Source organism: Hwanghaeella grinnelliae (assembly GCF_004005845.1).
Lineage (GTDB): Bacteria > Pseudomonadota > Alphaproteobacteria > UBA8366 > Aestuariispiraceae > Hwanghaeella > Hwanghaeella grinnelliae.
Window position 1 is genome coordinate 2191100 of the sequence record NZ_SADE01000001.1, and the last position, 14627, is coordinate 2205726.

Here is a 14627-nt window from a genome sequence, read left to right on the forward strand (position 1 = left end):
TGTTGCTATCCGGCTTGAAGCGCCGTGTTCTTGTTGATCTGAACCGTGAAATACGGTTGACCCGCGACGCTTTCCGAAAGACCTGGAAAAAGGCTCACCGCGCCCTCGTCCTGAAATTCGAAATAATATTGAAGCGGGTATGGCGCCGCGGAATAGTCGCCGGGTATGGCGCCGTGATACGCACCGTCCCTGTATTCCAGCGGGCCGGATTGCCATGCCTCCGCTTGATTGACGTGACGAAAATACAGCCGCCCCGCGCGGCGGACCGCATCGAGTGGGCTGCATGTCAACGCGATGTCCTTGCCTGTCGAAAGGTCGGTCGGCTGGCTGTGGAGACAGGTCAATTGCTGCGGCGACGACCACCCCTCGACACGTTCGATAAGGGCGGCGGCCAAACCGGTATTCGTCGTTTCGCCGTCGACCGCCGTGCCGTCACGCCCCGCCAGGATCGCCACCATGTCGGCGATGTCCTGATCGATCGCCGGCAAGCGGTCGTCCCAACGTCCGCTTAGCCAAGAATGCGGTCCATAGGTGAGGTCCGGCACATAATGTGCCCTTCCCTCTTCCGCCGCGACGGCCCAAGCATCGCGCGCAAGTCTGTACCGGCAAAGGGCCGCGTCACCGACCGACGGCGCGCCTAGCAGCAGGAAAATCTCCCACAACACCGCCGCGCGGGTCTTTTCCGCGAAGAACCGGCCAATGGCCGCATGTATGGTGACATCCGCCGAAAATCGCCTTAATTCCGGACTGTGTTCGGAAACGCCCGCCCGCGCCCGTTCATTGGCCAGGACCGCCTTGGCACTCAGGGTTTCCAGCCAATTCGCCCAGGTCAGCGGGGCGATGCGGTCGACCGGCTCGCCGGCCACCAGGGCCGCCGCGCATTCCGCCGGCGACATGAAGAGCTGGGGGTCGCAGGAGCCGACCGTGCCGTAACGCGCCGGTTTGAACAGTTCATATCCGTACGGCAAATACGGCGCCTCATGCACCACGGACATGTTCTCGTATATTTCGGGCCAATACGAATTGTTCGATGCCGTCGGCGTATGACACAGAGTAATCAAAGGGAGGATACGGGTCGCGTTCGCCATCGCCGTACGGCAATCGCGCGCCGCACCGTCGAATTGAGCGGAAAGATATCTGTCCGCGCTGTCGTCGACCGATGCCGGGTTATACAGCCCCCGCCCCCAGACCCGGTAGGTATAGGCGAACTTCTGCCAATCCCGGCGGCGCAACAGGGTCGAGTCCTTATAGCCGGTCCGATCCCCCGGAAGCCCGCTGCCCATGCGCCCTTTGAAGGAGAGCGGCTCACACAGCTCTACGCCCGCCGAGCCGCAAAACGTGGAATGCCGGCCATAGCCGCCGGCCAAGACCGGATCGCCCCACAGCAGCACGCGCATCGTTCCCGGCCATATGCGGTAGACGACGTCATAGGGCCGGCCATCCTTCAACAGATCGCCATAGCTGTAGCGCATGAATTTCCGGGCGCCTTCGCTGAAGCGCCACGTGCCTTCGTGCTCTGCCGCATCCGGGCCGGAATAAAGCGTCTTCATATCGCGGCCGGCGCCGCCGTCACCGCCCGCCCCCGTTTCCAGCTCCAATGCCCGGATCGACGCCTGGTGGTATGGCAATCCCATATGTTCCGATGTGTATTTCGGGGAGATGCAGACAGGCATGCCGGTTCCCAGCGCGATCTGGATCATGCGTTCGTCGATGCCCTTCGCATGCAGATCCAATTGGATCGTCCGGCCGCATCCGGTCACGGCTTCGAAATAGGTTTCCCAGAAATCGTAGCTTCCTTCCGGAATGCCGCATTCCACATGGACGCGCAGGGTGAGACCCGTGATGTCAGGCACCTCCGCCAAGATTATGGCCAGGGCGTCACGGCAATAGGCGGCCCGATTTTCCTTGGTCACGCCCTTGATCTGATAGTTGGCATTCGGGCTGTTCGCGAAATCGTAGCTTTGCGTCCACAACGCCAGATGAAACGACAGCCCACGGCGGCGCGCTTCGGCGGCGATGAAGCGCAGGGTATCCAGGTTCTTTTCCCGCTCCGCCGCGGTCAGGCCTTCCGCTTCGACGTTATGGCCCGGGACCTGGACCAGGAACGGATAGGCGAAGTGAAAATAGACATCCGAAATGAACTCGTTTCCATAGGGGTAGTTATATTGCATTCCCATGGTCATTGAGACGCGGTTGAACCGATGTGTAACCAGATGCGTCAGGTATTCGCACCACCCCTCGCGATCGTGGAACCACGGCAGATCTTCGGCGACGCTTTGAAAGCAACGGCTGATGCTGCGCACTTTTGCGACCGGCGTTTCGACCAAGGGCGTCGGCAGGGTCAGGGCGTCGTCCAGACTGGCCGCGTAGCGCACGCGGTCGGCTAATTCCATTACGGCGTAAACGAGGCCGCGTAGATCCGCTCCATAGGCATGGATCTGCCGGCGCCCATCCGCTTCCGCTTCGAACAAGGCGAAACTGTCTTCAGCGTCGGGCAGGGTTACCCCCATGCGACCCGCTGCTTCAATAAACGCATCGGATTTAGAAAGGGAAAGGATCAGTTCGGGCGGTGAAAACTCTGTCGTTCCCATCCCATCGAAGCGTTCGACAATGCACCGCTCCAACTCGCCCAGCGCCCAGACGATTTGGTCCGGCATTTCAGTACCGGCGGGGCAATCCAAGAACCGACGAACGACAACGCCCTGCGTAATCTCTGACAATGTTTATGCTTCTCTCTGCCGACCCTGGACCGACGGACGCGGCGACAAACCGGACCGTTCTTTAAAGTCAGCCTATGCAGCCCCAGCCGATGCGAGAAGCGAATTATATTGCAGACATTGATCGTTTATTCAGATTTTCTAATCTTTTAGTGCTTGTGGAGATTTAGCGGTACTGCAAAGGCCTCCCCAGATTTCCGAACCGGCAAATGCCGAACTTACGTTATCGACGAAACCGCCTGAATTATTGAAAAACAGGAAATAGCGAAGAGATGCTGTCTTGTGGCGAAAACAGATACACGCCGCGCGGTTCAGTCCTCGACGGGGAAAGGACCGTCGGTGAACACCGTGTCGTGGTAGCCCTTGATGCCGACGGCACGGGCGAGCGGGCTGCGGAAGTCCTCGCCCCGTCCCACCTTGTCGAGCGCGGCGGCGAAGTCCCATTTCGGTTTCCAGCCCAATGCGTCCATCGCCGGCCGGCTGACATAGACCCGGTCGATGCTGTCGAACATGGACCACCCCTTTTCCTCGTAGACCGCTCGGGCTTCCGGGAAATACCGCCACAGCACTTCGGGCGCATTCCGCCGCAAGTCGACAAGATCGTTTTCCGCGAACGGTGTCGGGGCTGAGGCGATAAACCGTTGAAACCCCAGTTCCGGGGCATGGTCCAGCGCCAACAAATGCGCATCCACCAAATCGGCCAGATCGGCCCGCCGGTATAGCAATTCGTTCATCTGGGCGTTGGCGGTGTCGAACCGGTCCCGGATCGCGGCAGTGTCGTCCTCCTCCGGAAAGAAGCGCGACGTCCGCAGGATGATCAGCGGCAGGCCGCGCCGCCGAGAAAACAATTCGCACAGATGTTCGGCCCCAAGTTTGGTCGCGCCATAGATGTTCTTAGGGATCGGCGTCACCGCCTCGGTGATCCAGGCGGCAGGCTCTGTCGGTGCCGGTGTCAGGGCGCACCCAAATGTGCTGGTCGTACTGGTGAAGACGAACGCCTCGACTTGCGCCTGCATCGCCGCCTCGAGCAAGCAGAGCGTGCCCGTCACATTCGTATCGATGAAGTCCTGGGCGGCATGCGTCGCGACATGGGGCTTGTGCAGGGTCGCCGTATGGATGACCGACCGGACATCTTCAAACACCCGTTTCAGCAAATCCCTGTCCGTGATCGACCCGACGATATCGGTGTAGGGCGACGGTTTGATGTCCAGCCCAAGGGCCGGCCGCCCCGCATCCCGCAAGACACGCATCAGCCCCTCGCCCAGATGTCCGGCGCTTCCGGTAACCAGGATCGTCATGGGAAATGTCCTTCCCGCCGTCTTCAACCGCCGGCACCCTACCAGCCGTGCCGGGGCGTGCTACGCATAAAACATGCGCGTCGCACGCTGGCGACGGGGCGGTCCCGGCGCCGCCCGCTGCCGTCGCTGTTATTCCCGCGACAGGCCTGCCGCCTGGGCGATCAGGTCGATGGAATGGATCCGCGCCTGATGATCGAAGACGTCGGAGACGACAATCAATTCATCCGCCTGGGTTTCCTTCACAAGCGCGTCCATGCCGGCCCGCACCGTGTCGGGGGAACCATAGATCGAGCGCGCCAGCATGCCCATCGCCTGAACCTTTTCCTGCGGCGACCAATAGGTCTCGATATCGTCGATCGGCGGTTTGCTCAGGCCCCGCGCACCCCGGAATATATTGGTGAAGGACATTTGCTGGGTGGTCGCCAGACGCTTGGCTTCCGCATCCGTATCGGCGGCAATGATGTTCACGCCGACCATGGCATGCGGCTTGTCCAACTGTTCCGACGGCTTGAACCGGCTGCGATAGAGTTCCAGCGCCGGCAGCAGATAGTCGGGCGCGAAATGGGAGGCGAAGGCATAAGGCAGGCCTAGTTCGGCGGCCAGCATCGCACCGAAATTGCTGGATCCCAAAATCCACAGCGGCACTTCAGTGCCCGCCGCCGGGATGGCGACGATGCGCTGGTCGGGCTGGGCCGGCGCCAGGAAGGCCTGCAATTCCATGACATCCTGCGGGAAATGGTCCGACGATCCCGGATCGCGGCGCAGCGCCCGTAAAGTCATCTGATCCGTCCCCGGCGCGCGGCCCAGGCCCAGATCGATCCGCCCGGGAAACAGACGTTCCAGCGTGCCGAATTGTTCTGCGATGATATAGGGCGCGTGGTTCGGCAGCATGATGCCCCCGGCCCCGACGCGGATTTTCTTCGTCCCTGCCGCGATATGCCCAATGACGACCGAAGTGGCCGCACTGGCGATGCCGGCCAGGTTGTGATGCTCGGCCACCCAGATCCGGTTATAGCCCCAGCTCTCCGCATGCTGGGCGACGTCCCGAGCGTTATAGAGCGCGCCCGCCGCATCGGTCGCTTCGGTCACCCGGACAAGGTCGAGAATGGAAATCGGCGTCATGGTACCACCACCTATCTACTGTTGGCTTACAGACATAGGTCACGAGTCGGGCCAGAGGGAGTGCGCGACAGGAAAAACGGCAAGGCCCTGAAATCACAAGCGGGCGGGAATCATCCTGGAATGAAACCCGCCCGCGAGGTCGGACCGAACAACGGTCGGTCCTGGGGAACTATTCGCAAGTCAAACGGTCAGTCATCTGCGATCAGAATGTCACCTTAAGGCCACCAAAGACCGACCGTGGATCGCCGGGGAAGAAGCTGGCGCTGTCCGCGCCATTCACATTGTCCCGAACCAGCGTACCCGCGATGTATTCCTTGTCCGTCAGGTTGCGCAGGTCCAGGAACCATTCCACCTCCCCCGGCAAGGCGCCGGACAAACCCAAATGCAACAAGGCAAAGCCAGCCGCTTCCGACGTGTTGGCATGGTCGATCCAGGTCCGGCCGCGAAGCTCGACCTTCGGCGTCACCGTGACCCATGAAGCGGGGGACCATGCAAGTTGCGCATTCAGACTATGGTCCGGAATGCCTGCAATGTCGTTGTCACCGAACGAGATATCGTCGTCGAAACGAAAGTCATTCCAAAGATAGCTGGCCCGGAAAACGACTTCGGGGGTGAAGGCATAACTGCCGCCGACTTCCAATCCGCGATGTATCGTCCTGTCGGCATTGGTCGTCCCGAGGGACACGCCGTTCTCATCGACCAGAGCCAAGAATTCGTTGTCGACGATGGAGTAGTATGCGGTTGCTTCGAATGCCGCTTTACCGGACCGATGCCGCCAGCCGAGTTCGACGGTGTCGGCCTCCTGCGCATCCGGTAAGGGCAGGTCGGGCAGAACGCGCGCCTCGCCGAACGGCGAGGGTTCGAAACTGCGGCTTACATTCGCGAATAGCTGATTTGCGGTGTCGAGGTCGTAAAGCGCACCCAGTTTCGGACTCCACCCTTCGAAGGTCTCATCATAGCTGTTCGCCGGCGTTGCCAGGTTGTCCAATTCACGTTTCGCAACGGTGAACTGTGTTCCCGCCTGCACGGTCAATGCATCGGTCAGACCATGGGAATATTCCGCATAAGCGCTGTAGGTTTGCCCATCCAACTCAGTCCGTCCGTTGAAGGTTCCCGGATGCCCGCCGGCATTGGTGAAACGATCCTCCTGCCCGATATACCGCGCGGCGGAAATACCCGCGACGACCCGCCGGGCCGCATCCCCTTCGGCGAAATCGAACACACCGCGCAAGTCCAAGCCGGTATTGTCCGCTTTTTGCTTCAGCAAGCCGCGCACAGTTGGGTGATACCGGTTCTTTTTCGAATAATGGGCCGTCGAGGTAAGGTCGATCCCTTCCCGTGGCGCCCAGGAAAACCGTATGGCGGCACGCCCCAGCTGGTAGTCATTCGATGCATTCAGCGCTTCGGAATTGGTTAGGGCTTGTTCGGGGTCGGCATTAAATTGCGCCAAGGTGAGCGCACCCGGAATCTCAAGTTCGGAATCGACGTATTTCAGGAAAAGGCGCGTCTCGAACGTATCACTGACGCGCAAGCCTGCATTCGCCGAAACCCGGCGCCCACTGGTCGCGGAGTGGTCGCGCCAGCCGTCTTGCTTCCCGGCGGTAAAACTAACGACGCCATCCAGATCTTCGTGCGCGCCGGCCAGTTGAAAATGGCCCCGCCGCTGACCGAAGGAACCCGCATCGACCCGCGCTTCCAAGGTTTCCGCCGTACGACCCGTCGGGGTGACAAAATTGATCGCACCACCAAGTGCGCTTGCGCCGTATTCCAAGCCATTACCGCCGCGCCACACTTCAGCATACTGCATCGACAGCGGGTCGATTTCCTGGAAGTCCCCTGCCCCATCGGCAAAGTTCAACGGAATACCGTCCTGATAAAGCTGAATCCCCCGCAGCAAGAAACCACGCTGGATACCGGACCCACGGATCGAAAGACGCGTTTCCTCGCCATGCCGGGTCTCCGCGAAGACGCCCGGCGCGTATTTCAAAACATCGCTGAGCGTGGTCGCGCGTGTGTCTTCAAAGTCCTCTGCATCCACCACGCTGGTTCCACCCGCGCGTTGGTCGAGTTTCTGTTGTGCCTGTTCAACGGCGGACTGAGTGGCTTCGACATTGATGGCTTCAAGGTGGACCGTGTCCTTCTTTTCAGCCTGGGTGGTGGAGACGGTCTGCGCATGGACTGTGGTGGCGAACATCGCCAGTGCCGCTCCGGACAGGAGGCGGCGGAGTAATTCGTGTTTCATGATGATCTCACGCAAAGAAAGAGGTGCAAGCAGGATGCGCACCTAACATCCCCGGAAGCGGGGATTGGCGGACTGGTCTTTCCTAGCTGTGAGCCGGCGGCCCACGGGCACCGACCGGCGGCCCCTGTGTTTCCTCCAGGTCATCGACACGGAAAATGAAGTACTGCGCCGAAGACCGCACATGCACCAATGCCGAAACAGAAACCGGCTCTGGAACAAGCTGGGCGTTCGCCAGTGCACAAAGCGGACAATGCCCGTTCCAAAAAGACCGGTCAGACGCCGAGCCATCGATCAGATCGGCAAAAAGCTTCGCAGCGGCTTCAGCACCGGGCGACGGGTTACCGGGTTGAGCGCAAATGAACGCTTTTGCATCCAAACCGCCAGCGCCGGCAAAGGCCATGCTCGCCGGCAGGAACACCTGCAGCACGACAGACAAGACCGCCAACAGGCGTGCGATGCGATTCCCCAAGACCCCTCTCATGCCGCCTGTATAGACTGGCCTTCTTGGGAATACATCTCGTTCTTCGTCAAAAATGCTGTGTTAAAACACGGACAGTCCAGATTGTAGGCTCGCGCCAATACTTCTCAGATAACTTATTTCCTCAATAACTGCATTAAATTAGGAATACTTGATTTTCGGCATCCCAGCCGCACCGCTCTTTTCGCTTTCTCGAGGCAGAGAATTCAGATGCTTGGACCTATCCGGCGGTCTGCCGGTCATTCAGGAAAACCGACATACGGTTCAACCCTTCGCGCAGAATGTCCGTTCCGTTGCAGTAGCCGATGCGCAGATAACCTTCCATGTCCATGGCGCTGCCAGGGGTGAGCATGACGCCGGTGGCGTCGAGCAGTTTCACGCAGAAGTCTTCGGACTTCATCGGCAGATCGTATTTGAGCAAGGCGGTGGTGCCGGATTTCGGTTTGATCCAGGAGATCAGCGGCTCGCCCTCGACCCAGTCGGACAGGATCGCGAGATTGGTGCGGCTGATCTTCTGACTGCGCGCCAGAATCTTGTCGCGGTTCTCCAGCGCGATGCAGGCGAAATGATCGTCCAGCATGCCGGTGCTGATCGTGTTGTAGTCCCGGTGGATGGAAACCGCGTGCAGCAGGTCCACCGGCCCGACGATCCAGCCCAGGCGCAAGCCCGCCAAGGCATAGGCCTTGGACATGCTGGCCGTGCTGATCCCCTTTTCATAGACATCGACGATGGAAGCGGTCGCTCCCTCCCCGTCCTGGTCGGTGCCGCGATAAACCTCGTCGCACAGGACCCAGGCGTCGCAGGCGCGCGCGATCGCCGCTACCTGTTCCAGATAGGCGCGGTCCATCAGCGAACCGGTCGGGTTGTTCGGGTTGTTGATCGCGATCAGCTTGGTGCCGGGCGCTGCCAGGCGTTTCAATTCTTCCAGGTTGGGCAGGAAGCCGGTCGCTTCCGTCAGCTTCAGGATATGCACGTCCGCGCCGTAGCTTTCCGGGATGGAATAGTGCTGCTGATAGGTTGGCAGGACGGAAATCACCCGGTCACCCGGTTCCACCAAGGTTTCATGAACCAGGGCGTTCGCGCCGATGGTGCCATGGGTTGAGACCACGTTCTCCGGCTTTTGGTTCTCGTAGAGCCCGGCGACAAGCGCGCGCAGCCGGTCGCTGCCCTCGATCGCGCCATAGGTCAGTTGCATTGGCAGGATCTCGTCCAGGATGGTCTCGGTCTTGCCCGCCATTTCCAGCAATTCCGCGACTGTCAGGGACTGAACGCAGGTTTCCGCCAGGTTCAATTCGCAATGGTTCTCATACCGGTTCATCCAGATTTCGACGCCGAAGTCGCGAATTTTCATGCCACCGATACCCCGTCAATCACGATTGAATCTCTGCCTGCCCGAACTGCGACGCGGTCTTGCGCAAGGCTTGGCGCAGCAGATGCACCGCCGCCATCTGTTCATGCTCGGCCAGGGTGAGGAACCCTATCTGGATCGGCGGCAGCTTCAAGGCAGGAATGTCCAGCACCCGCAATTCGCCGGTCAGGACGGGCGCGTCGAACATAAGCCTCGGCACCAAAGTCAGCGCGTCCAACTCACGCGCCAGAATCATCTGCGCACTTGGGCCCGCTGCGCATTCGACAATTGGAGTGGGCCCGGCAACACCATGGTTCCGGAACGCGGTTTCCAGCGCGATATGGTTATTGCTGTCCGCCGGCGGCAGCACCCAGGACCATTCGACAAGTTCCGCCATCGTTACATCCGTCCTGTCCGCCAGCGGATGTTTCACGGAACAGGCGAGAACCAGATCCGTCTGGATCAGCGGGTCATGCCGCAGAACCGGCAGCATGTCGCGGGGAATCCGGTCCCAATCGATGCTCCCTACGTAACAATCCAGGTCCCCGTCCCACAGGGCGTCCAGCATGTCACCGACAATGCCGGCCTGCAGCTGGTAGCGCATCCGGGGATTTTCCGTCCCTAATCGGCGCATGGCGGCGGGTAGCATCTGAAAGACCAGGGCCGGGTTGGTGCCGACACGCAGGGTTGGCGACTGGTCCGCGTTCAGTTCCGAGGCCATCTGATGCAGGGACGCCAGGCCGGACCGCGCCCGCTGCAGGGCCAATCTTCCCGCCGACGTCAATTCGACGCCCCGGACGGAACGGTCAACCAGGGTCGCGCCCAGCGCATATTCAAGATCCTTCACCATCTGCGAAACCGCCGGCTGGGTGCGGTTCAGGACCTCCCCCACCGCCCGAAGCGAGCGATGTTCTTCAATCAGTTCCAGCAGTCGAAGATGGCGCAGACGAAGACCGTCAAGGCGATGGGACGTGTAGGACATAAGATTTTCTTATCAGATTCAAGAAAGTTTCGACTATTTCTTTTCGATAAGCGGGTCTAGGTCTGAAAGCAATAAGTGCGGCCGACGGCGGTAGTGGCTAAGACCAACCCCGAACGGAATCGCAACAGCGGGAGGAATCAATGCGGCGCGCCAACGTCATTTCCGGCGTCATTCTGGTCATTTTCGGTCTGGTCATGCTGGCCGTTGTCATCCCGATGCAGATCAACCCGGGGCCGGACGGCATGATGTCCCCCCGGCTGGTTCCGGGCATGATGATGGGCGTGGTGATTGCCCTGTCGCTGCTTCTGGTCATCAACAACATCCGCGCGAAAGCGACGGCGGACGACTCTGTCGCGCCAATCTCACGGGGCGAGATCCGCGCCCTGGTCACGATCGGTGTGATCTTTGGCGCCGCCATCCTGCTCTATTTGCTGGTTTCGCCCCTGGCCGCCGGCGCCGTCATCGTCATCGGCGCCCTTTTGGCGCTGGGCGAGCGGCGGCCCCTGGTGCTGATCGCCATGCCCACGGGCCTGCTGACGGCGATTTGGTTCCTGTTCTATAAGGTCTTGGGGACGGGCATCGTATGAGCGACCTCCTCATCGGCTTTCAGGATGTCTTGCACCCGGCCACGTTGATATGGGTCGCGGTCGGCGTCACGCTGGGCTATGTGCTGGGCGCGCTTCCGGGACTGGGCAAGGCAACCGGCGTCGCGGTCTGCATTCCGCTGACATTCTATCTGGGGCCGGTCGCGGCGCTCGGCATGCTGATCGGCATTGCCAAGGGAAGTGCGGCGGGAAGCGCTGTTTCGGCCATTCTGCTGAACACGCCGGGCGAACCTTCCTCCGCCCCGACGGCGTTGGACGGCTATCCGTTGGCCCGGCAAGGCAAGGCGCAGAAGGCCTTGAAGATGGGGCTGTTCGCATCGGTGATCGGGGACTTCGTATCGACCTTGGTCCTGATCTGTCTGGCCGCGCCGCTGGCCCGTTACGCCCTGCTGATCGGGCCGGTGGAGATCTGCACCATCCTGCTTTTCTCCCTCACCTTCATCGGCGGGCTGTCAGGCAATTCCATGACCAAGGGGCTGATCGCCGGCGCGATGGGCGTCTTCTTCGCAACCATCGGATTGGAATCGGAAACCTTCGTTTCGCGCATGACCTTCGGCCTGTTGGAACTGGAAGACGGCATCGCGCTTGTCCCGATGGCCATCGGCATGCTGGCGGTCGCGGAGATGGCGGTTCAGGCCGGCAATGTGAAGGTTCTGGACAGCGAAGGCGCGCGGATCACCGACGGCGCATCGCGCAATGATCGGGTCGTCCTGGCATCGGAATGGCGGCGCTGCCTGCCGGTCATCGCCCGGGGCACATTGATCGGCAGCGTGGTCGGCATCCTGCCTGGCCTTGGCGCCAGTGTCGGGTCCTTCCTGTCCTATGGGGCGACCAGAAAGGCATCGAAGACGCCGGAGAAATACGGCACCGGCATGATCGAAGGCGTGGCCGCCGCGGAAAGCGCGGACAACGCGGTTGTTCCATCCAGCCTTATCCCCCTTTTCGCGCTGGGCATTCCGGGCAGCGTGATTGCCGCCATCCTGATCGCCGCCTTCATCCTGCACGGGCTAACGCCCGGCCCGCTGATGTTCCAGCAGCAGCCGCGTCTGGTCGCCGATGTTTATGCGGCGATGCTCTGCGCCAGCGTGATCCTGTTGATCGTCGGCTATACCGGACAACGCCTTTTCGCGCAGGTCATCAAAGCGCCGCTCAGGCTGATCATCCCCGGTGTCCTGCTGCTCTGCACGGTCGGCGCCTATATGGAAACCAGCAGCGTCTTTTCGATCTACGTGATGTTGTTCTTCACCGTGATCGGGTTCTTCGCCCGCAAGCTCGACTTCTCCTTCGTCACGTTCCTGATCGGCTTCGTCATCGGGCCAAATTTGGAGCTGAGCTTTCGGCAGAGCCTGCAACTGCTCGACCACAACGCGATGAACCTGTCGAAGCATCCGATCGCGGTCGTCTTCATTTTGCTTACCGTGGCGATCGTCTGGTGGATCGGGCGCGGCAAAGGTCCGGCGGCGGGCGAACGGCATGCCAGTGCCGGTCAGACACCGGAAAAACATGTTCCAACAAATAGTTAAAAACCAAATGGGAGGAATAAAAATGTACACGATCACGAAACGGGGGTTACTTCACTTCGTCGCGGCTGGGTTGCTCGGCGCGGTCGGGTTCGGTCACACAGCCCTGGCCGCCGACTACCCGACCGGACCGATCACGATGCTGGTCGGATACGGCGCAGGCGGTCAGACCGACCTTGTTGCCCGCGCGACGGCGAAGGTAATGGCCGGCGAATTGGGCGTTCCCATCAATGTGGTGAACAAGCCGGGCGCCGGCGGCGCCGTTGCGGCGCGCGACATCGCCAAGGCCAAGCCCGATGGATACACCATGCTGTTCCATTCCAACTCGGTGATCAACTCCGCGCCCTTCATCATGGAACAGGTTAATTACACGCCCGAGGACTTCGAATATGCGGGCATGATCACCGCCTATCAGGTCGGGATGGCGACGCAGAAAGATCGGCCCTTCAACACGATCACGGAATATGTCGACTGGGCGAAGAAAAACCCGGGATCGAGTTATGGGGCACTCAGCCCGGAAGCGCGGCTCTATATTACCGAAATCGCCAAGCAGAACGGATTGGATGTTAACATCGTACCCTTGAAGAGCGGCAGCGAGATGATCAACGCCTTGTTGGGCAATCAGGTCGCCCTCGCCTTTTCCGGCGGCATTCACTACCGCTATCCGGATGAATTGAAGACGGTCTCCGCGCTGACCACTTTCCGGCATACCTCCGCCCCCGACGTCCCGACAATCGAAGAGGAAGGCTATCCGTTGGGCATGGATTCACGCACCACGCTGATCCTGCCAAAAGGAACCCCTCGTCCAATCCTGGACCGGTTGGCGGGCGCGTTGAAGGCGGCGGAAACCGATGCGGAATTCGCGAAAATCACCGAAGCGGCCAACATACCGATCAAGTATTTCGGTGTCGACGCAGCGAATAAGGAAATGCGGGACAGTTACGCCAAGAACAAGGGGATCATGCAGCGGGCCGGTCTGATTTCCAACTAACCCGTCATGACCGCTGCCGTGGGTGCCCGCAGGCGCCACAAATGCGCCCGAAGGGCCCCACGGCGGCGATCTTCCTCTACCCCACTTTTCACCACTGTTATCGGAAGCCAGATGTTCCAACCTCTTAAAGGCATGCGCGTCGTCGACTTAAGCCAGGTTCTAGCCGGTCCCTACGCGACCTATCTGTTGGCCCTTATGGGGGCCGAGGTCATCAAGATCGAAAAACCCGGCGAAGGGGACTGGACCCGCCGCACAGGCCTGACGCCGGAACTGGCCGATCAAGGCATGGCATTGAATTTCCTGACCCAGAACGGCGGCAAGAAATCGGTGACGATCAATCTGAAGACACCGGACGGAAAGGCGATTGCACGCAAGCTGATCGCGTCCGCCAATGTCTTCGTCGAAAATTTCAAGCCCGGCGTGGCCGAGCGCCTTGGATTCGGGTTCGAAGATGTGCGCGCCCTGCGGGAAGATATCGTCTATTGCTCGATTTCCGCCTTCGGCCAGAACGGCCCGATGAGTCCCCGTCCCGCCTATGACCATGTCATTCAGGGCATGTGCGGGATCATGCTGACCACCGGCAAGCCGGGCGGCGGCCCGACCAAGGTCGGCGCGCCCTACGTGGATTTTGCGACCGGAATGAACGCGGCCATGGCGGTTATGGCGGGATTGATGGAGGTGCAACGCACCGGCGAGGCCGTTCAGGTCGATGTCGCCATGCTGGATACCGCCTTGATGCTAATGGCGTCGCTGATGACCCAGCATCTTTCCGGGGGTTGGATGCCGGCGCAGAACGGCAACGAGGCTTGGAGCGCCAGCCCCTCCTCCGGCGCATTCGAAACGGCGCAAGGCGTGTTGATGCTTGCCGCCAACAACGATGCCCAGTTCCGCAAGCTCTGCAATGCCATTGGCCGAAAAGACATTCTGGAGAATCCGCGCTGGCAAACCCCGGCAACACGAAAGCAAAACGGCCCGAGCCTACGCGAAACACTGAGCTGCACTTTCCTGGGCGGCACCGCATCGGAATGGGAAACCCTGCTGGAGAAAGCGGAGGTTCCCGCCGCGAAGGTCCGCTCGCTCGACGAAACCCTGGCGGAACCGCAAATCGCGGCGCGCGGGTTGATGAACGAAATGCAGATCGGCGGTCACGATGCGCCGGTGCATTTACCCTCGATGAGTTTCCGGGCCAATGGCGAAGCCGTCGCACCGCGAACCCCGCCCCCAGGCTTGGGTGACGATACCGAAAGCGTACTTGCCGAATTGGGCATAGACCGCGTGGATTTCGACAAGCTGCGGGCGGCCGGCGCGATCTGACCTGCCCTGC

Annotated in this window: 11 protein-coding genes; 4 read left to right on the forward strand and 7 right to left on the reverse strand. The window is 60.6% G+C overall.

Features of this window, described 5'->3' with window-relative positions; genetic code table 11:
* Positions 1–5: 5 nt before the first annotated feature.
* The 7 genes from EOI86_RS10125 to EOI86_RS10155 all read right to left on the reverse strand — a co-directional run bounded on the left by EOI86_RS10125 (position 6) and on the right by EOI86_RS10155 (position 10187).
* Positions 6–2720: a hypothetical protein gene (locus EOI86_RS10125; RefSeq protein WP_127764930.1), complete on the reverse strand. Its 2715-nt coding sequence runs from the start codon at positions 2718–2720 to the stop codon at positions 6–8.
* A gap of 308 nt (positions 2721–3028) precedes the next feature.
* Complete coding sequence (locus tag EOI86_RS10130) at positions 3029–4015, reverse strand: NAD-dependent epimerase/dehydratase family protein (RefSeq protein WP_127764931.1); 987 nt, start codon at positions 4013–4015, stop codon at positions 3029–3031.
* Positions 4016–4144: 129 nt separating this feature from the next.
* Positions 4145–5137: an LLM class flavin-dependent oxidoreductase gene (locus tag EOI86_RS10135; protein WP_127764932.1), complete on the reverse strand. Its 993-nt coding sequence runs from the start codon at positions 5135–5137 to the stop codon at positions 4145–4147.
* 202 nt (positions 5138–5339) lie between these two features.
* Positions 5340–7421 carry a TonB-dependent receptor family protein gene (locus EOI86_RS10140; protein ID WP_161973769.1) on the reverse strand — a complete coding sequence of 694 codons (2082 nt, stop codon included), beginning with the start codon at positions 7419–7421 and terminating at the stop codon, positions 5340–5342.
* A gap of 40 nt (positions 7422–7461) precedes the next feature.
* Complete coding sequence (locus EOI86_RS10145; protein WP_161973770.1) at positions 7462–7848, reverse strand: DUF2946 family protein; 387 nt, start codon at positions 7846–7848, stop codon at positions 7462–7464.
* 229 nt (positions 7849–8077) lie between these two features.
* On the reverse strand, positions 8078–9208 hold the full coding sequence (locus tag EOI86_RS10150; RefSeq protein ID WP_127764935.1) for an aminotransferase: 1131 nt from the start codon (positions 9206–9208) through the stop codon (positions 8078–8080).
* A gap of 19 nt (positions 9209–9227) precedes the next feature.
* The gene (locus EOI86_RS10155) at positions 9228–10187 is read right to left on the reverse strand and encodes a LysR family transcriptional regulator (protein ID WP_127764936.1); all 960 of its coding nucleotides are present in this window, start codon (positions 10185–10187) and stop codon (positions 9228–9230) included.
* Positions 10188–10327: 140 nt separating this feature from the next.
* Here EOI86_RS10155 and EOI86_RS10160 point away from each other — a divergent pair, with 140 nt between their 5' ends.
* The 4 genes from EOI86_RS10160 to EOI86_RS10175 all read left to right on the forward strand — a co-directional run bounded on the left by EOI86_RS10160 (position 10328) and on the right by EOI86_RS10175 (position 14617).
* The gene (locus EOI86_RS10160; protein ID WP_127764937.1) at positions 10328–10774 is read left to right on the forward strand and encodes a tripartite tricarboxylate transporter TctB family protein; all 447 of its coding nucleotides are present in this window, start codon (positions 10328–10330) and stop codon (positions 10772–10774) included.
* Positions 10771–12315, forward strand: coding sequence for a tripartite tricarboxylate transporter permease (locus EOI86_RS10165; protein ID WP_127764938.1), 1545 nt, complete (start codon positions 10771–10773; stop codon positions 12313–12315). Before EOI86_RS10160 ends, EOI86_RS10165 begins: the two co-directional genes overlap by 4 nt.
* A gap of 22 nt (positions 12316–12337) precedes the next feature.
* A complete protein-coding gene (locus EOI86_RS10170) occupies positions 12338–13303 on the forward strand; it encodes a Bug family tripartite tricarboxylate transporter substrate binding protein (protein WP_161973771.1) in 966 nt (321 codons plus the stop codon).
* Positions 13304–13414: 111 nt separating this feature from the next.
* Positions 13415–14617, forward strand: coding sequence for a CaiB/BaiF CoA transferase family protein (locus tag EOI86_RS10175; RefSeq protein ID WP_127764940.1), 1203 nt, complete (start codon positions 13415–13417; stop codon positions 14615–14617).
* Positions 14618–14627 lie beyond the last annotated feature (10 nt).